The 18330-nt window shown below is 54.5% G+C and carries 8 protein-coding genes, 8 pseudogenes and 1 other annotated feature; of the genes and pseudogenes, 9 read left to right on the top strand and 7 right to left on the bottom strand.

Features of this window, described 5'->3' with window-relative positions; genetic code table 11:
- Positions 1-273 precede the first annotated feature (273 nt).
- Positions 274-651, bottom strand: a pseudogene (locus IAG25_RS39075) (integrase core domain-containing protein); the annotation flags it as partial.
- A gap of 79 nt (positions 652-730) precedes the next feature.
- On the opposite strand from IAG25_RS39075, the pseudogene IAG25_RS39070 reads away from it, so the two are divergent.
- Positions 731-1901: pseudogene (locus IAG25_RS39070) on the top strand (IS3 family transposase).
- Positions 1033-1149, top strand: a sequence feature (AL1L pseudoknot). It overlaps the preceding pseudogene by 117 nt.
- A 43-nt stretch (positions 1902-1944) precedes the next feature.
- Here the strand turns inward: IAG25_RS39070 and IAG25_RS39065 are convergent.
- The 3 pseudogenes from IAG25_RS39065 to IAG25_RS41860 all read right to left on the bottom strand — a co-directional run.
- A pseudogene (locus tag IAG25_RS39065) lies at positions 1945-3032 on the bottom strand (IS256 family transposase); the annotation flags it as partial.
- 628 nt (positions 3033-3660) lie between these two features.
- A pseudogene (locus IAG25_RS41865) lies at positions 3661-4004 on the bottom strand (Tn3 family transposase).
- A pseudogene (locus IAG25_RS41860) lies at positions 3968-4389 on the bottom strand (Tn3 family transposase). The pseudogenes IAG25_RS41865 and IAG25_RS41860 overlap by 37 nt, the downstream one beginning before the upstream one ends.
- 528 nt (positions 4390-4917) lie before the next feature.
- Between IAG25_RS41860 and IAG25_RS42375 the strand changes: the two are divergent.
- From IAG25_RS42375 to IAG25_RS39030, 5 genes and pseudogenes are all read left to right on the top strand, one after another.
- Complete coding sequence (locus tag IAG25_RS42375) at positions 4918-5358, top strand: ESPR domain-containing protein (RefSeq protein WP_375336573.1); 441 nt, start codon at positions 4918-4920, stop codon at positions 5356-5358.
- Positions 5359-5578: 220 nt separating this feature from the next.
- A complete protein-coding gene (locus IAG25_RS39050; RefSeq protein ID WP_187609619.1) occupies positions 5579-8374 on the top strand; it encodes a two component system sensor kinase in 2796 nt (931 codons plus the stop codon).
- 238 nt (positions 8375-8612) lie between these two features.
- Positions 8613-9254, top strand: coding sequence for a two component system response regulator (locus IAG25_RS39045; RefSeq protein WP_187609618.1), 642 nt, complete (start codon positions 8613-8615; stop codon positions 9252-9254).
- 598 nt (positions 9255-9852) lie between these two features.
- Positions 9853-10411: pseudogene (locus tag IAG25_RS41855) on the top strand (IS3 family transposase); the annotation flags it as partial.
- A gap of 68 nt (positions 10412-10479) precedes the next feature.
- Positions 10480-11202 (top strand): hypothetical protein, encoded by a 723-nt coding sequence (locus IAG25_RS39030; protein WP_187609616.1) that lies wholly within the window; start codon positions 10480-10482, stop codon positions 11200-11202.
- A 552-nt stretch (positions 11203-11754) separates the two neighbouring features.
- On the opposite strand, the gene IAG25_RS39025 is transcribed toward IAG25_RS39030, so the two are convergent.
- From IAG25_RS39025 to IAG25_RS39015, 3 genes and pseudogenes are all read right to left on the bottom strand, one after another.
- Complete coding sequence (locus IAG25_RS39025) at positions 11755-12888, bottom strand: IS701 family transposase (RefSeq protein ID WP_187609615.1); 1134 nt, start codon at positions 12886-12888, stop codon at positions 11755-11757.
- An 83-nt stretch (positions 12889-12971) separates the two neighbouring features.
- Positions 12972-13277, bottom strand: a pseudogene (locus IAG25_RS39020) (transposase); the annotation flags it as partial.
- Entirely contained in the window at positions 13160-13543 is a 384-nt protein-coding gene (locus IAG25_RS39015) for a helix-turn-helix domain-containing protein (RefSeq protein WP_255504318.1), read from the bottom strand. The pseudogene IAG25_RS39020 and the gene IAG25_RS39015, both read right to left, overlap by 118 nt.
- A 797-nt stretch (positions 13544-14340) precedes the next feature.
- Here IAG25_RS39015 and IAG25_RS39010 point away from each other — a divergent pair.
- The 3 genes and pseudogenes from IAG25_RS39010 (at position 14341) to IAG25_RS39005 (ending at position 18315) form a co-directional block, all read left to right on the top strand.
- Positions 14341-15267, top strand: a complete 927-nt coding sequence (locus tag IAG25_RS39010) for a hypothetical protein (RefSeq protein ID WP_187609614.1) — start codon at positions 14341-14343, stop codon at positions 15265-15267.
- A gap of 692 nt (positions 15268-15959) precedes the next feature.
- Positions 15960-16439: pseudogene (locus IAG25_RS41850) on the top strand (IS3 family transposase); the annotation flags it as partial.
- Between the two features lie 346 nt (positions 16440-16785).
- Positions 16786-18315 carry a hypothetical protein gene (locus IAG25_RS39005; RefSeq protein ID WP_187609613.1) on the top strand — a complete coding sequence of 510 codons (1530 nt, stop codon included), beginning with the start codon at positions 16786-16788 and terminating at the stop codon, positions 18313-18315.
- Positions 18316-18330 lie beyond the last annotated feature (15 nt).

The following is an 18330-nucleotide window of genomic DNA, read 5'->3' as shown; positions in this document are numbered from 1 at the left end:
TGGGTGACTCCGCTGCACATCTGAACTCGCGAGGTGAGCGATAATTCGGTGCGTTGTGCGGGTGGCGCTCATTGTAGTGTTCAAACGCAACGGCCAGACGGGGGAGGGTCATCGGCGTGTCAGTCTTATCCAGTATGCGGAAATTTTCAAGGTAGTTGTCGCCTCAACGATTAGATTTCAGGCAGCCTCTCTGTCTTGATTTCGGTGTTGTGGGGCGTCGCTCTGGTTGTCGATTCGATCCGGGTTCGGGCGCACAGCATCGACGCATTGTCAGTTGCGTGTGCGGCCTTTCCATCGAAGCGGATTGCATTGCCGGGCAGTCTCGTAGAGCGCCGCGCGTCGATCCAGAATGTCCTGATCGAGGTTGACATCACGCTGCGCCGGCGTCACGAACCGGATCGCGCTGTGACGATGCTGCTGGTTGTACCAGCGCACCGGTTCGCCCACCCACGTGCGCGCGGCCAACAGGGTATCGAATGCCTTGAGCGGGTAAGCAGGTCGGTACTTCAGGGTCTTGAACAGCGACTCGGAGTAAGCGTTGTCGTTGCTCACGCCCGGGCGGCTCAACGACGGCATGACGCCCAGCGCCTGAAGGGTAGCGAGCATCGTCGCGCCTTTCGTCGGGCCGCTGTTGTCCGAATGCAGAATCACCTGGGCGGGCTGTATCGCTTTGAACCGCGCCGGGCATGTAGGAGACTTCGGATCTTGGCTGTAATTGGAGATTTGAAGTATGGAAAGCGAAAGCAAGGTAAGGAAGCCCACCGGGACGCGATATTCAGATGAGGTGCGGGAGCGGGCGGTGCGGATGGTGTTTGAGCACCAAGACGAGTCCAAACGCAGGGGGTGGCGATCCGCTCAATCGCCCTCGAAGATGGGGATGTCGCGCGAGAGGCTTCGCAACTGGATCATTCAGGCTGAGCGCGAGCGTGGCCAACGAGCGGGCGCGACAACTTCGGAACTGACGCGTCTGAAGGAGCTGGAGCGCGAGAATCGTGAATTGCGCACGGCCAACGAGATCCTGCGTAAGGCCTCCGCATATTTCGCGCAGGCGGAGCTCGACCGCCGATCGAAGCCATGATCGCGTTCATCGACGAGCATCGCGACGTCTACGGTATCGAGCCGATCTGCTGCCTGCTGCTGATCGCACCGTCGACGTATTACCGGCATGCTGGGCGGCGCAGCGATCCGGAGCAATGGCCAGCGCGAGCGCGTCGCGATGCTGAACTGAAGGCCCTCATCCGGGCGGTCTGGGACGAAAACTTTGGCGTGTATGGTGTGCGCAAGGTCTGGCGCCAGTTGTTACGCGATGGCGTGAAGGTCGCGCGCTGCACGGTTGCGCGCCGGATGAAGGTGATGGGCCTCGAAGATGTGCGGCGTGGGCGCCGGATCAAGCTAACGCGCTGTGGGTCGCGGATTTTACCTACTGCTGGACATGGTCGGGCTTTGTCTACGTGGCCTTCGTGACCGATGTGTTTGCGCGTCGTATCCTCGGTTGACGCGTGTTGGCATCGATGAGGACTGACTTCGTGCTGGACGCGCTGAACCAGGCGTTGCACGATCGCCAGCCGCCGCCCGGGCTCATTCATCATTCCGACCACGGGTCGCAATATCTCGGCATTCGGTGCACCGAACGGATGGTGGATGCTGACGTTGAGCCATCAGTCGGAACAGTCGGCGACTCTTACGACAACGCTCTGGCCGAAACGATCAACGGCTTGTATAAGGCCGAAGATGTGCATCGGCGTTCATGGCGCACGCTCCAGGATGTCGAACTCGCCACGCTCGAATGGGTGCACTGGTACAACCACCATCGGTTGCTCGGCCCGCTCGGGTACGTGTCGCCGGCGGAAGCAGAGGAAGCTTACAATCACAATCTGGTGCTCTCCGCTCGTGCGGCGTAGCGCCAAACTCGGCGGTCTCCGACAAACCCGGCGCGGTTCAGTCCTTGACGATCTTGTGCAGTTGCATGTGCGTGCTCTCAATGGCGTTGGTCGTATAGACGATGCGACGCACCTCGGGCGGATAGGCGAAAAAAGGAATCACCTGCTCCCATTGGCGCCGCCACATGGCCGCGACGGTCGGAAATTTGCGGCCCCACTCGCTTGCGCAAAGGCGTCGAGCACCACGGCCGCCGCCTCGGCTGTGGCGGCCTGGTAGATCGGCTTGATGGCGCTGGCCAGAGGTTTGCGATCTTTGCAGCTCGCCAGACTCAGCGAATTGCGGATCAGATGCACGATGCAGGTCTGGATCTGGGCGGCAGGATAAACCGCCTCGATCGCTTCGGGAAAGCCGCGCAAGCCGTCGACCACCGCGATCAGGATGTCGTGCAAGCCGCGATTCTTCAGTTCGTTGAAGACCTTCAGCCAGAACTTGGCGCCCTCGGTCTGCTCGATCCACAAACCCAGCACTTCCTTGCGACCATCGGCGCGGATGCCCAGCGCCAGATACACCGCCTTGTTCTTGCCCGTGCCTTCATCGCGAATCTTCAGCCGCAGCGCGTCGAAGTACACGATCGGATACATGGCCTCGAGCGGGCGTTGCTGCCATTGCTCGACATCGGCCAGCACCTCGTCGGTGACCGTCGAAATCAAATCGGGCGAGACCTGCAGACCATACAGCTCCAGCAGATGGCCCTGAATCTCGCGCACGCTCATGCCGCGTGCATACATGCTGATGACGTGATCGTCGAAGCCGGGCAGCCGGCGTTGATACTTGCCGACCAATTGCGGCTCAAACGTCGCCTGCCGATCGCGCGGAATATCCAGGTTCAGTTCGCCGTTGGGCGTCAGGACCGTCTTGGGGCTGGTGCCATCGCGGTGATTGCCGGGTTGGCCTTGCTCTGTCTCGGTTGCCAGATGGTGGCTCAACTCGGCTGCGAGCATACGCTCGGCCAGTTGTTTCTTGAGTTGGCCCGCCAGCCCCGATTCGCTCAGGACCGACTCGGCATCCTTGTTCTCGACTTGCGCAAGCAATTGGTCGATCAGCTCATCGGAAAACAGCTTCGGTGCCTTCGGGTTCTTGCTCTTCTTCATCACGGTGGCTTCGGTCATAGGACGCTATTCCCGTTATCGTCTCATGACCTCGGCACACTAAAATTCTGACAGGCTCCGCACCGCCAGCGACAAACAGAACAACAGGCGCCGACAATCATCCGGCGACAACCAACAACAAGGAGCGACATCGATGACCGGATAACGACCGACAATCATTCCGGTCGACCGGCCAAAATGATTGTCGGTAAGCCGGCCGTGCTGCTTGACGCTATCCAATGCCCACTTCAGACGGAGCACTCCCTTGATTCCGCGCATGTTCGTTCGGTGAGCCGGCATCGTCGATAACTCCCAAAGGGGACTACCTTAATGCCGGCAGATTGGTCCATACGCAGCACCGCCATGACGAAGTCGACGATCCGTTTCGGTTTGCCGAACACTCATTCCGGGAATCCGAACAAGCATTTCGGCAAATCAAACAACCGTTTCGGAATACCCACGTCTTTGTTCGCCTTCAACCGAAACGCTTCTTCATCTTCTAGCGACAACCCTGTTCGACATCAACCGAAATCTCTGTTCTGCTTCGCCGAAATACGCACGATCACATTACCGCCGAACGACAGCCATTTCGCGAAGCCGTTGTACGAATCTATCTTGTTGGTGCTTGCAGTCACGGCCTGGCGAAGTTCCCGGCTGCCGACCATTCAAACAGAGAGGCCGTCCGCACGACATTGCCGAGTTCGCGTGCAGCGAGATACAGGCGGTTCTTGCGGCTCTCCGACCCAAGGCGGCGCAGCAGTAACGGTGAAGCAATCGTTCCCGCCTGGATCGACATAGCCACCTGCATGACCTCCTGCCAGTGCCGTTCGATCAGCACCCGTCGATGGTCGCCGTGAAAAAGCTGTCGATATGCCTGTAGTTCGTGTCGCTGTACGGGCGGTACAACTCGAGATCGTTTCAGTTGCGGATTCTGGGCATCAGCTTGATGCCCAGCAGATGGGTGAACGCAAACACGGCGGCAAATTGTCCCTGCGTATCCGCATGCACGGTGCAGGCCTTGACGGACAGGCCGCCTTGAGCAGCCCTTCGATTACATAGATCACTTCCCAGACGCCCGGAGGAATGAAATGCCGGAAAACCGCGATATCGTTGTTGGCGACGCGGCGGTATGCGACCCCCCCATTTTCCGGTAACGGAAGTGGTAGCCAGCAAGCAGATTATTGTCGTAGAAGTCGTACTGAGTGCCGTCGGCCGCTACCGTCTTGCCGTCGCCCCAGTGCTTTGGTAGATCGAGCCGCAGGTATAGCTCGATCAACTCGCGCTGCGCGGCCTCGAGCCTGTCACCTGTTGCTTCCGCCGCCGCGTAGCTCCGGTGCTTACGGTGGAAACACCTTCGCACCGCGTCAACTTCGGCTCAAGACGGGATGCGCCGACGGATACCAGGCTCCGGCACCTGCTCGTCCTGGGTTCGCGCGTCGGCACGCCCCATCATATTCGTCTTGAGCTTCCTCGGCCCGGACCAAATTCAAGGCAGTCAAACTGCTCGTCATCAACCTATAGAAGCGCGCAACGACGCGTTTGACGCTCTCGTATCTCGCGGTGAAGTCGAACTGCTCGATCAGATTCCGACCTGCCACGGAATTTTCGGAAGGGAGTCGTGAAGAAGAGCCGGTCCACGGAAGAACAGATGGTCGCGATCCTGCGACCTGGCCGTCACCTGCGTCCCAGTCGTTAGATCGCGCCATAGCCGTTACGTTACGCCGTTCGGTATCTCAGAAAAAGACCTTAACTGGACGGTTTTGACGCATATCAGAGTTCCATTGGATTCATTCGCCATGTCAGACATTGACACAATTGGACGGAAAGTAATTGTCTTGTCGACTCTAACCAACTTCTATAATAAACCGACAATTTCTTACGGCATGCCATGCTCCGCGCATCCTTGAATCATACTTATCGCCTCGTCTGGAACGAAGTTCGGCAAGCCTGGGTCGCGGCCGTCGAATTTGCCCGTGTCCGGAGCATGTCCTGCAAGCGCACCGCGAAAGTCCGGCGGGGCACGGCGCTGGCTCTGCTCCCGACCATCCAGAAGGTCGCACTGGCTCAAACCAGTGGGCAAGGCGGCACCACGTTCCTCGCGATCTACGCCGCTCCCCTCACATCCAATTCGTGCTGCGTCTCACTCGAACCAGGGCCCCCGAGTACAGCGGCGCCCTCGCCGACGTGGCTTTGGTGTGGTGGAGCCAGCTGGCCCGTGTTGCACAGACTAGCCGGTTCCGATCCACGCCTGTATGCCTTTGCTCAAACCGATTCGTTGAGGCGTACGCGGCGCAGTTTCTTCAACAGTCCGGAGCTTAGGCGCGCATAGTGCGCATAATCCAGCGAAATTGGTCTGCTCCGAAGTTACTTCGTGGAGTCGAAGAAAAGAAAAAAGTGTGTGTCGCAATATGAGACCGCGCCTCACCAACGCGCTTGGCAGAATATGCGAGTCGACAAGATGGCGGCAACGTTTTGTACCCAACCAAGAGATGGTCACTAGCATTGGTGTTTTCAAAATATCTTTTGTGCGAAGACACTGAGAAGTTTCTATGAAACGGTTGCTTTTGAGAGACTCGCTCTCCTTTCGTCTTAGTTTGTCGTTAGGAATCGCTACAGCGATTTTCTGGTTGGGGAGTGCAACTATCGCATTGTCCTTCGAATTCCGAGACAGTCGAAAACTGTACCTTCGGCACTTGGACGCAGAAATCGCAAGTCATGTGGCGCGACAACGCATAGAACTACAAAACATACAGAACGACCTTAGAATTCTACTGAGAAGCTGGAAAATGCTACCAGACGGCCATTCTGAGAATCGTCGATATCTGGTGGCTCGCTACGTCGAAGAGAAAACTAGTCGCAAGGGCAACCAAGATCTCATCGATCGCGCGAAGTTGTTTGTCGAGACATACGGAAATTCGGGAATAGAAAAGTTCGTCAATACTTTTGTATTGTTCAATCAGGGCTACGCGATAGCGGGAGCTGATAGCGTATCTGAGTGCTGTACGGGAACTGATACCCAAGATCGTCGCAACATAACTGAGCTGCGGCAATTGCTAGCCAAGGACGAGCTGATCTGGGGGGAACCCTATCGGACCGTCGGTGGGGAGTGGCATGTTCCGGTAGGCAGTATGGACGCTCGCACGGGCGCGATTGTAGGTATTACAGTCAAACTGTCTTCGAGTTTTTTTCCGCAAGCACACCTGGATGTCATGAATGACGCTTCGTTTATCTGGCTAGATGAACAAGGGAAACAACTGACGCCGTCGCCGGAATTGGTGCCTTTGGATTTGGCGAGGGCTTTGTCGAGATGCGACGGCACTCACCCGCAAAGCGCAGGAGAGATGCAAGTAAATTGCACAACGCTCACGTCGACGGGCTGGCGTATGGTCTACATCTATCCGTCGGTCTTGCTACGCGAACTAGCATGGAAGAACCTGGAGGTATGTCTTCTGGTAACGGCTATATCGTTTATCCTGTCAATTCTCTTAATCTATATTATTCTATGGACTCGTCTGGGGCGCCCGCTTGCTATCTTCATTCAATCAATCCGGACACAGGACCTCGTTGACGAGCAGTTACGTTTGCCTCAGGAACGGAACGACGAACTCGGTCATTTTGCCCAAGCCTACAATGGCTTATTAGATGCCGTACAAACGAAGAATGGGATGCTTGAAGCAAGAGTGAAGGAGCGCACGTTTGAGTTGGACGAAGCCAAGTGTCGTGCAGAACGGGCCAGCAGGAACAAGAGCGACCAGCTAACCAGCATTACTCATGAAATACGGACTCCTCTCAATGGCCTCGTTGGCGCATTGACGTTACTTAATACAACTATTTGTGATAGATATCAGCGTAGTTTGATAGATACTGCGCAAAAGTGTGCAGATCACTTGCTGGAGATAATAAACAATCTTTTAGATTTTTCTCGGATCGAGTCTGGGTATGTGTTGCTGACGCAACGCGAATTGGACCCGTTCGTTCTTATCGATGAGGCCATGCTTAATGTACAGCTACCCGCTTTAAGAAAGTCTTTGACGCTACGGGTCGAACTTGCTTCGAGTTTCCCACCACTGCTGATAACCGACGGTCTGCGACTGCGTCAGATTCTGATCAACTTGCTCGGCAATGCTGTCAAATTTACGGGCCAAGGTAGTGTGACATTGCAGGCCTGGAGGGCGGATGGAAAAATCTATTTTAGCGTGCGTGATACCGGGTCCGGGGTTCCAGCGGAGTGGTGGGATGAAGTATTCGTTCCTTTTAAGCAATTTGATAGCCATGTCGTTGGAAGCGGGTTGGGCCTTACAATCGCACGCAGCTTGGCTCAGTTGTTGGGCGGCGATCTATATCTAGTTCCTGTCGATAGCGGTGCCTGCTTCCAGCTTGAACTACCCTATGAAGGAGGCAATCTGCAATTGGTATCAGATCGCGGTGAAATCACCGCGCCGGCATCATTGCATTCTCAGTTGCGTATTTGGGGTTTTCGGCCCGTTGTAGGTGACAATGAAGCATTAAGTGCACCGGAACTCGTTTATCTTCCGGCAAAACTGCGTCAACGACTCCTGCTGGACTCCACGTCGAATGATAATCCACTTGATGGCGAAATTCCGATGTCCGCGTGGGCGCTAAAGGTGCTCATCGTAGACGACGTTGAGACGAATCGAGAAATAGTTGGGCAGATGATACGACTGCAGGGGCATCAGGTGTGGGAAGCCGCAAGTGGCGAGGCAGCCTTGGTGTTGGGGTGCTCTCATGTTTTCGATTTGGTACTGACGGATGTGCGCATGCCAAGTCTTTCCGGTATCGACACGATATTGTTGTGGCGAGACGAGGCTAGCGCTATGCTGGATTCGGATTGCCCCATCATAGCGATTTCGGCAAACGCACAGCCCGGTGAGCGTGAACGGCTGCTGCAAGCAGGTTTCAACGAGTATTTGACTAAACCGCTTACTTTGCCCATGTTGGCGCGTGCGCTTGATCTTGCGGCTGATCTGCAGCTAGTGCGAGGGATGGAATTGGCTGCTAACGTTCAATGCGGAAAGCCCATGCTAATCGCTGATAAAGCGCGATCATCCTGTATAGGTAACGAATTGCAGCATTCTTATCAGCTTTTAAGAGAGGCTTTGTCCGCGCAAGACAGGGAAAGCTATATTGCCATGTTGCATAGGCTTAAGGGCGTCGCTGGACAGGCCGGACTTCGAGCGCTCTGTGAATCAATCGAAGACCTCGAAAATGGTCTAAGTAGGACTGGAATGATGCAAAAAAGTGTGCAGGAGGTGGTTATGCGATTGATCGAGGTCGAGATCGAGATGTTTGCTCGCTCCGAGCTCTCTGAGGAAGTCATATCGTGAACGGTTTTCCGAGCTTCGATGTATTTTTGGATGATCAGGACGTTGAACAATTTTCGGATCGTTGCACGTACTGGTCATTAATGTGTGGGCGCGCGCAGAGCGAATGGTGCTTTAGTATCACTCCACTCGGTTCTGAGTAGTGCCTTATCGAAGGCGCTGAAGAAACCGGGATAGGTGGTGCGCCGCGACTCGAAGAACACACCTCGGAATGCCCCAAATGGGTAAAGGAGTATTTAGCATGGTCGTTGCTGCCCCACTTCGCATTTTGATCGTCGAAGATCATACGCTAATCATTGATGGCATACGCAATCTGCTTGCCAATCAACCGCGATATGAAGTCGTAGGCGTTGTCTCGGATGGGGTAGCGGTTCGTGAAGCTTGCCAGCGGTTGAATCCCAGCCTGGTCTTGCTGGATCTGGGTTTGCCAGGCATGGACGGTATCGACATTATTCATCAATTGCTACGTCGCTGGAAGACACTGCGTATCGTTGTGGTCACCGCATCCACTGAGGAGCGCCGTGTCCGCGCTGCGATTACTGCCGGGGCCTTGGCATATGTACTCAAACGAAGTTCGCAGCAAGTGTTGCTTGCCGCGATTCAACACGCGGCGATGGGAAAGAGCTATATTGACGCAGCTCTCAAGCCGGAAACATTGGATGTCGGTGAGCGTGTATTAAGAGAGACGATGCTTACATTACGTGAACGTCAAGTATTGAAGCTAGTGGCTGAGGGATGGCGTAATCGTGAGGTTGCGGAACTTTTGACGATTAGTCTCAAGACAGTTGAGACTCATCGCCTTAACCTAATGCGGAAGCTTGATGCCCACAATGCTGCAGAACTGAGTAACTGGGCACGACGCTTGGGATTGCTGGAATATTAGGTTCCGGTGCAAATGACGCGCCGGCGGATCAGCTAAGGGTTCCGGCTGAACGGATTGATAACCGAGGATGCGCGAGCTGAAGAGCCGGGACGGCTTTGTGGTAGTAAGCGTCATGTATCATGTGCCTGACAATTCAAACGATCGGACACTTGGCAACGAGTTTGAATTCGAACTTCACACCGGTGCTCGAGGGTTTGCACTATCCGCCTCATGTGATCTTTATGTGTGTCCGCTGGTATGTCGTATCCGCTGATTGCAGCTACTTGGCGAGGACATAGCTGAACAACTCGCACGAGTTGCAGCCGGGGTCAAAGTCATTCGCACCGGGACTGTCAGGGTTTTCGTGTTCAAGGCAGTTGAGTTATTCAAACATTGACGATGATGGTTTGACGGCTAAGCGCCTGGTCGTGTAAAGCGATCCTCGTAGAGGATCGCGAACTGGCGCATGGCGGCCTTCCAGTCGTGAGCAGCGCGATGCCAGTCGGCGGTGATGTTTCGCAGCGCCTGCCACAGTAGTTTGGTCGCCGGACGGCCACGTTGCCGAAATCGTCGGTCACGATCCCGAAACGGCCGGTCACCTTCGTCCGAAATACGCAGCAAGGTCTGGCGTCAGTTGTTGCGCGATGGGGTGATCGTCGCGCGCTGCACCGTTGCGCGCCTGATGAAGGTGATGGGCCTCGAAGGTGTGCGGCGTGGGCGCCGGATTAAGACGACGCAGCGCGATGATGCGGTGCCGTGCACGCTGGACCGGGTCAAACGTCAGTTCCGGGCCGAGCGGCCGAACGCGCTGTGGGTCGCGGATTTTCCTATTACTGAACGATCACCGGCTTGTATAAGGCCGAAGTTGTACATCGGCGTTCATGGCGTACGCTCGAAGACGTCGAGCTCGCCACGCTCGAATGGGTGCACTGGTATAACCACCATCGATTGCTCGGCCCGCTCGGTACGCATAGCCTGCGGAAGCAGAGGAAGTCTACATTCGGAATATGGCACGCTTCGCTCGCGGCGTAGCGCCAAACTCGGTGGTATCGACAAACCCGATGCGGCTCAAATGCAACGGGCGTCTTAATGCAGACGCCGCAGGAGTGACTTCTGCGAGACGATTTACAGATGATTTACCCATTTTGCAAAGATGCTTCTCGAGGACAAAAGTATAGTGGGTTGGGCGTAGAATCTCAGTCTATCCAAAATAAGTTCAACCGCATATTGGAAGGGAGTCGTTGTTATGCCTGGAACCTTGATAACACCGCGTGTTTTGACAAAAGCCTTTGCTCCCGAGCGCAAAACGGATATTCACCGTACTAACCAGTCTGGTATGCTACTGTATGCAAGAGCTCCGGCGGCGGGCGATATTGTGCGGCGAGGGTCAGGGTTTTCTAAGCCGGTGGGTTTGAAGGATCTCATTCTTTCGGTATTGACATTCGGGATCTATTGTTGGGTTAAGCTTGCGACTCAAGAGCGGAGAGCCGAGGAATTAAAGGCCCTTATTTCTGCTCTACACGTCAAGGCGAAAGCATGCCAGCCCGGCGACGAGTTCATCGAAGAGGACGTGGGAGGGAAAACGCTCAAAATACACAGTCTCGGATACCAAGGCCTCCCACTCCTTAGGGTGTCATACGATGGTGTTGATTTCCTTCGGATCGAAGGTGTGACTATTTCTGATTTCGGATCAATTATGTTCGACGAAATACTTGAGCATAATTCCGGGACGGGAACCTTTGATCGGTTAAAGAGTACCCCTAAGTGGGAGGATTTGCGGCACGGTTACCCAGAGGGTGGGGATGATCAACTATTGGATTTTGACAAATACTACAATACATCAGGAAAGCTCAACGAATACGACGAAGGGGAGACCGGATGGATGGTATGGATTAAATCCAATTTGGCAACAAGGGATGATTTTTTAGCGGGAGAGGAGGAAGCCCTTATGAAGATTGACTACATTTGAAACGAAACGTGAGGCAGTCATGTCTGCATTTAAGCACGTTCGCCACCGATTGAATCAAATCAATTCCGCCATGCCGACTGACTACTTCGTGACGTGCGAGAACAGGCTTTTTCGATTCGCGACGATGTGCTGGCGGGATCGGCATCGCAAGTCGCCGTGCGGTGCCAATCCGGACGCTTTCTCAATGGAATAAACTCTTTTCGGTTCCTCGAAGTTGATTTCTTTCGAGCATCGCGGAGGCGCCGAGATCGACGACGACTTCGGGTACGGCTTTGTCTCGGCCGACGTTGCGACTGGCAGGACAGAATGCGTTGCCATTCCCTAGCGAAGCGTTATGTTCGTTTGGAGGCACGTCGAACTAATTAGTTCTACAGCCGTAGATACGCCGGGAGCACGCCGCCGCGTCGTCGATAATGACACTGCTGTGCTCGGTACTGATGTTGTCGTCGCCATATTGACCACGACATCACATGCTCGACGGAGTGCAGCGTTCGCCATGTCAGGCGACACAATAGTCGGCGGATCTCCTGGATGCTGAATGGCAGTGATCCTTCAGCTGTTTTTTTTGGCCTGCGCCCTCAGGCCAGTAAGTACCGCGTGGGCCAACAACGCCAGAGTGACGTGGCGGTACCAGGCCTGCCAGCGACGCACCTCATATTGGTCGAGGCCGCATTCACCTTTGGCGGCCTCAAAGGCGACTTCGATCTCCCATCGCCTGCCAGCGACGTTGACCAGAATCCGACGGGTGACCTTGCTGCGGGGCGCGTAGACGACGAAATACGCGTGCTCGCGATGCTCGTCAAGACTGCGACGCACCAGCAGATAATGACCAAACCGACGCTCCTCGGCGCTCAACTGCAGGCGCCACAACGGCGTAAGCGCCCAGTCATACAGACGCGCGCCTTTTGCGCCGATTCCGGCCGAGAGGCGGCGCCAAGCCTGCGGTGGCAAGGCTTGTGCAATCTTGTCGGCGCGCATAGTGGTCGGGCCTTGCCACCAGAGTGGTTCGTTCTTCTTCACCGCCAGCACGAATGGTTGTGCGCGCGACTCGAGCCACAGCCGCAAAGGACGGTCACCGCCATACACCTCATCGTCGGTGACCCAGCCGCAAGGTACTCCCGCTTCGAGCGCCCGTTCAAGCACCTGGCGCGCGAGCTGCGGCTTGGTTGCAAATCCCATCGTATCGGGGACGCCCGCAACCTCGCAGCGAGGACGAGCGTCGATCCATGACTGGGGCATATACAGCTCGCGGTCAATAAATGCGCTCGCTCCATTGCCCGCATAGCAGAGGAACACACCGACCTGGCTATTCTCGATGCGACCTGCTGTACCACTGTATTGGCGTTGCACGCCGGCAGAGTGTTCACCTTTCTTGAGGAATCCCGTCTCATCCACAATCAGCACCGCCTCACGCTCGCCGAGTTGCTCAACGACGTATTCGCGCAGTACATCGCGCGCCGCGTCGGCATCCCACTGTGCTCTCTCGAGAAGGTGCTGCACACCATCGGGCGTGGCTTCGCCGATCCATTCGGCAAGCTGCCAGCCGTTCTTGCGTTCGACTGTACCAAGCAAACCTTTTAGATAGGCTCGCGAACGCTGTCTCGGTTCAGCGCGCCTGAACAGGCCAGCCAATCTCTCATGCAATTCATCCAGTTCACGTTCCCATGCTTTAGCAATCTCTTTCATGGTCCTATGCAAAGTAGTAATACTAACTTAGTATAGGAAAAATAACTACGGCTGTAGTGTTAGAGGTGTTAACAAAATGACGTTCACAGTTTTCTCCAGCATATGATGCAGCACGCGATTTTGAGGAAGGCCTCGTGGATGAAAGCGAGGCGCTCAAAACGAATGCGTAGTCGGCAAAAGTTGTGCAGCCATGAGATGGTCCGCTCCACGACCCAGCGTGTTTTGCCTAGCCCGCTCCCATGTGGCTGTCCGCGTCGAGCGATTTCGGTGGCTATGCCGGCTGCATGTAGCGGACGTCGATATTTGTCGTGGTCGTAACCTCTCTCGCCCTGAACGACACGAGGCTTCGATCGTGGTCTATCACGCTTACCGCTGATAGGTGGATAAGCACACGCGCCTCAAGTCTGGCTGGCGGCTGCTTGGGAGCGCGCCCGGGGCGTCGGGCGTACATGCCAGACAGTCGCTCGCTAAGAAAGCGCCCCGACCAGCGCGCGATGAAGCGTGAGTCGCAACCCAGTGTGCGCATAATGCTGTCGCGCGGTTCGCCGTCCTCGAGCATCAGGATTAATTTCGCGCGTCGTACGTTCGCCGCACGCACCGTTCGGCTGCGCGCCGCCGACAGCGGTTGCGCGCGTTCGGTATCGGTCAGATTCATTTTGCCCATAACCTGCATCTAAGGCACCTGGGGTGCCAATTCAATGATGCAATGCACTAGGGAGCCTAAAATCGCCTGCGAGCGACCACGAACGGGGGTGGTTTCTGTCATCCCGGGGCCTCGCTTGCGCCGACGAGAGCGAGCCAGTGTCGGCGAGACGCAACACAAACCTCACTGGCTCCTCAAACACGAACGACGTGCCAACTTTGCTAATGAATGTCCTGTGAAGCCTTGCGACAATCGGTGCTCAAGAGAATCGTGATTGAACTAGGTTCTTGGGCAAACGCTGCGGGAACGCGAAGATCAAGATCTTCAGGATCGAGTTGGTAGTGTTTGAACGGAGGTCATTCTGGGACCGTTACCTTTATCTTCGTCAGGCGAAGAGCTAACAGCAGTTGCGTCACGAGCGCCTTACCTCTTGGCGATCAATTTCATGGAAACAGCAAGAACGACGGTCGGACTGCGCCATAAAGATGGTGGGTGATCAACTCTGGGCGAAGCGTTGAATTTATTTATGTAAGGTGCTGAAGAAGTTCGGGTGGAGCGTTGCGGACGCATAGAGTGACTCCGTTGCGAATTCTTTCTTGTATTTTTTACTTTCCAATATATCAACTGATATGAGTGAATTGTCTTTGCGTAGCATTAATCGAGGTCTTTCCGAAGGGGGTATAGCGTCGGCGAGGCTGTGCCCACTTTCTAAGGGCGCAAATATCATTGGATGCATTTTAAGTATGCTTTCCTTCGGAATCGCTGCAGGTATCTATGCGTTGTACAACCATCTTAACTCTCGAGCTAAGATGAATGAGTACGCGGATCTCGCAAAGGGAATACTTCTTGCTGACGTGCGCGGTCAATCCATGACCATAGCGACTGAGCAAGGGGAAGTGTCTTTTGAAGAGACCGAAGATGGCGTCACGATTCGATCGGGCATGGAAACAGTCTTTCTGGAGCGACTCACTCTGGCGGATTTGAAAGAGAACATCAAGGTCGATATGATTCGAAACTATTCTCTGTACTTCGATGATGGTTTCGATATCGCATTGACAAACCTAGGTCACAATAATTTTAATGAAAGGGATGTCAACCTGCTTAATGAAATCTACAGTTTGCCTAACCAGAAGTCGTTCGAAGCTTTCGCTTATGTCCCTGATGCACAAGCTTCTCCGCTTCACGCGGGCGACTGGAGTCGGATGCCAGGCTTGACCTCTGGCGAAATGGAGATTCTGCTCCGTTTGCGGATCGAGCGTCTTGATCCGAAAAACTATGACTCATTCGGATATTTGGATTTGCGGGCATATCAAACGAGTATCCAAGAGTCGATGCAGCAGCGTTATCGGCCCGGGGAAGAGATCAAGGAGGCGGTGTCAATCAAGGCTGGTTTCAAGCTGCCAGAACTCGAAGAGTTGTATTTAAGCCAGATAAATGGAAATAAGATAGATTACCGCACCATGTTTGGCTGTTACGGATATGATGAAGCCGGGGAACACTTCGAAATGATTCACCCGCTAATTCGATTCGCAATGCAGTGTCAACAGGCTGGCGACGCAACAATGGAAGATCACGTTCGAAATATTAACGGAAATTCCTGGAATATTCATGCGGGACTATGTGAGATCTATGCATCGAAGAAAGCGTCCATTGATAACGCATTGCGTTGCACATTTATTGTGCACGGAACTTTAAACATTGGCGACGTGGGCGCTGCGCGCAATATTTTATGTTAACTCCTGGCGTCCGGATTTCCCCGCACCTCAGGACACCCCACAAACGGGCTTTCTCATGAAAGCATGCGCGGTGAAGGGTTAGCAATATTCAGTGTCGGTTGAACGTCAAAGAAAATGTATCGCATGCTTGCAGGTCGCATCACGAATCTTGCTGCTGTCAAGCAATGGGTAACTCGCAGGATGGTGCGCCTTTTATTAGGCGTGAATTTTCTCCGCAAGTAGGCCGATGGAGTACAAGAAGTCACGCGCACCCCTTCAATCTACACTCCATGCAACCATGACGATGCCCGACGCAACTAACCTGGATTTTTCCGCTCAATGTTAGGAACGTCTATACAAAGGGCAACCGATCTCAACCCCCGGTGCTATCACGAGTAGAGCGCGTGCGAACACGGCCGTGAGGAAACGCCTTCAGTTTTTCTCGTGTGTAGAAGCGATCCCGCTTGTCCATTGGTGCATGGCGCACGGTTTACTCCCGGCGCGGCGTCAAGAGTGCTTATCGAAGCCCCGTTAAAGGACCCGGCACACGATCACGACTTTCTGATCTGTATGCCTCTCGTTCTACTCGCAATGCGCGCCACTTCCCGCTCGTCAAAGCCCGGCAACACGTCGTGGACGTCCGCAATGTGTCAACGCCCACTGAAACCTGACCACAGGGGGTGCGGACAAAATCCTGGACTACCTGGAGGTTCATATTCTCATACGAAGCTCGCATTCGAGGGTTTGAATTTACATGAAGCTGGGCAAGCGCATCGGAACACCATTTGGAATTTTGGCTACCCAACCAAGAACTCTCTCAGAGCCTGGCATCGCGAGTACGAGCAGTGCCACGATCTACGGGCGGGCTTTGTCCGGTCAAGCCCGGGGGGATCCGGATGACGATAAGAAGGTAGCCGTCGATTATTATTTGAGCTATGGCCGGTGTGCTGCCGAAACTCTGAAGGCTTGGGTTCTCCGAGTCGCGAGACACTCGCGGCCTGGATCGAAGAGCTGTGTCCAGAAATCATACAACGTATTGCAGGCCGGGCGTTTGGTAGCGTTACAAAATCAAAAAGGTAAAGTAGGCAGCAGTTATTGAACTGTTCACCAGCGAGCAAAGCGCACGCGTGGTTGCCGAGAAAGCAAGTGCGAGTCGGTCAACGCTGCACAACTTGAAGGACCAGCTACTCGGATCAGTCCAAGAATTTCGTCGCACCATGCACAATCAATGAACTATCACTCGGCTCATTTCGGAAAATCGAGGCCACATCGCCAAAGTGCCGTCATGGCGTGACACGTACCTTTGTCGCCCGGTCTGACGTTCTTTACCTCCCTTCGAGGAAGCACATCGAACGTTCTCGGGGCCAACGGCTGCAAATGGAAATGAAATCATTGGAATGCCTTACATCAGCTCCAAGGGATTCCCCATTGAGATGAGTAGAACATAGAGGACATTGGAACGTGTCAGATGTTACAGGATCGGTCACTCATCGTAACCGCCTAGAGCTGTCTCCTGCGTCTCGGGAGCACGTCGCAGAAATGCTGCTTTCGGTTGATTTCACTACTGCATCATCAATCCAGCAAGCCCGCAACAGCATCTGCAGTGCATTGGAAGACGCCTTGGGCGATCACCTATTTGAACGCGATGCCAAGCAAAGTGCCCTGCAGCAAGTCGCGACGCTCGCGCTAGCCAGGCAGGCGCAGCGTCAAAGCTATGACGAAGTCCAGGGACTGACTTCGCGGGATCTCCGGACGGCGCAAATCATTCTGGTCTCTCGCCTTTCGCCAGTGGGAGTAAGTGCGTTTCTCCTTCAAGCCAATCCTGACTGCGGTCACGTGGGGCTGGAATTTCGCTTTCATTCCGGCCGTGATTGGATCGACCCCTTGATGGGCCTGAGCTTCAACGAGTCGAGGCTCGGCGATGAGCTCAAAGATTTGGCCGATGTGAGCGATCAGTTCGCGTCGTCCCTGATCGCTGCGGCGCTCAATGAAGCACTCAGCCTTGATCCAGAGGGGCGTGATTCTGAGATTCAAGCTGCAGTGGGAAGGTTGAACTCACATACATCGGCATACGTACAATCAGAGCAGCCGAGTTCGCGGGGGATCTTCTCTTCGAAGACCGAGCTACCGGTCGAAATGCTGCTGAAGATTCAAAGCTACATGCCTCGCCGAGACTTGGATGCGTTGCGATGCGTCAATAGGGAGTTCTCCACCCTCGATGCCGATGAAGTGGCTAACGCTAATGCGTTGATGGAGGTGGCCGCCAACGTGAAGAGTCAAAAAGAATTTGAGACAGTCATCGACGATATTGAGAAGCTACTGCCAGGGCATCGGCAAAAGCCGTTGACCAAACTTCTTGCTCGATTGCTATGGCTGCCTCGGGATCAGCGCGTAACACAGCTCGATCGGGTTTTAGCTGCTGCCGAGCAACTCAATGTGGCAGACACAAGCCGATTGCTGACCTCCATTGCTCACGCAACCTACGAACTGCCCCGACCTTCTAGAACGGATGCATTCACACGTACATTAAGTGCTGTAAAGCGGCTCAACATGGCACATCAAGTAGGACCATTGATCGCCCTGTCAGACAGGATAGATAGTCTTCGTAAGGAAAAACGGAGCGACGTTTTCACTCGTGTGCTGACTCATGTTGAGCAACTCGACGTCCCCGAGCGAGGCGTCGTGCTGGCTAGGCTGTTCGCCAAAGTCGGTTTCCTATCCGAGCAGTACCGCTCCCTATATTACCAGCGAATCTTCGATGCCATTGAGCGACTCGATACTAGCGACCGAGGTAGCGCCTTGTTCGCCGTCGCGCGCAATGTCAAGCGGGTGCGCGGATCGTTGCGTTTTCCTGACAACAGGCCGCACACCTTATATCGTTTTTTAAGTATGCTGGCGCCGCTTAGTTACCCTCATCGTCAACAAGTCGGCGAACTTCTTGCTTACAGATTCAAAGGGCAAGTACGCCCATCCGATCTATCGCGCGCTATAAAAGCCGTAGAAGCAAGGTACGGAATGATTTTTTCCGATAAGCGCGAACAACCGAGCAAGAAGTGCTCCGTTCAGTAAGCAACTTAAACTGAC

This window comes from Caballeronia sp. EK, assembly GCF_014384845.1.
In the GTDB taxonomy this organism is placed as follows: Bacteria; Pseudomonadota; Gammaproteobacteria; order Burkholderiales; family Burkholderiaceae; genus Caballeronia; species Caballeronia jiangsuensis.
Note: the sequence above shows the minus strand (reverse complement) of the source record. Positions and strands in the feature narration are given on the sequence as shown.

Coding starts and splice junctions, on each gene's coding strand:
- IAG25_RS42375 (WP_375336573.1), top strand. CDS start 4,918: ATGCTCCGCGCATCCTTGAATCATACTTATCGCCTCGTCTGGAACGAA.
- IAG25_RS39050 (WP_187609619.1), top strand. CDS start 5,579: ATGAAACGGTTGCTTTTGAGAGACTCGCTCTCCTTTCGTCTTAGTTTG.
- IAG25_RS39045 (WP_187609618.1), top strand. CDS start 8,613: ATGGTCGTTGCTGCCCCACTTCGCATTTTGATCGTCGAAGATCATACG.
- IAG25_RS39030 (WP_187609616.1), top strand. CDS start 10,480: ATGCCTGGAACCTTGATAACACCGCGTGTTTTGACAAAAGCCTTTGCT.
- IAG25_RS39025 (WP_187609615.1), bottom strand. CDS start 12,888: ATGAAAGAGATTGCTAAAGCATGGGAACGTGAACTGGATGAATTGCAT.
- IAG25_RS39015 (WP_255504318.1), bottom strand. CDS start 13,543: ATGAATCTGACCGATACCGAACGCGCGCAACCGCTGTCGGCGGCGCGC.
- IAG25_RS39010 (WP_187609614.1), top strand. CDS start 14,341: ATGAATGAGTACGCGGATCTCGCAAAGGGAATACTTCTTGCTGACGTG.
- IAG25_RS39005 (WP_187609613.1), top strand. CDS start 16,786: ATGCTGCTTTCGGTTGATTTCACTACTGCATCATCAATCCAGCAAGCC.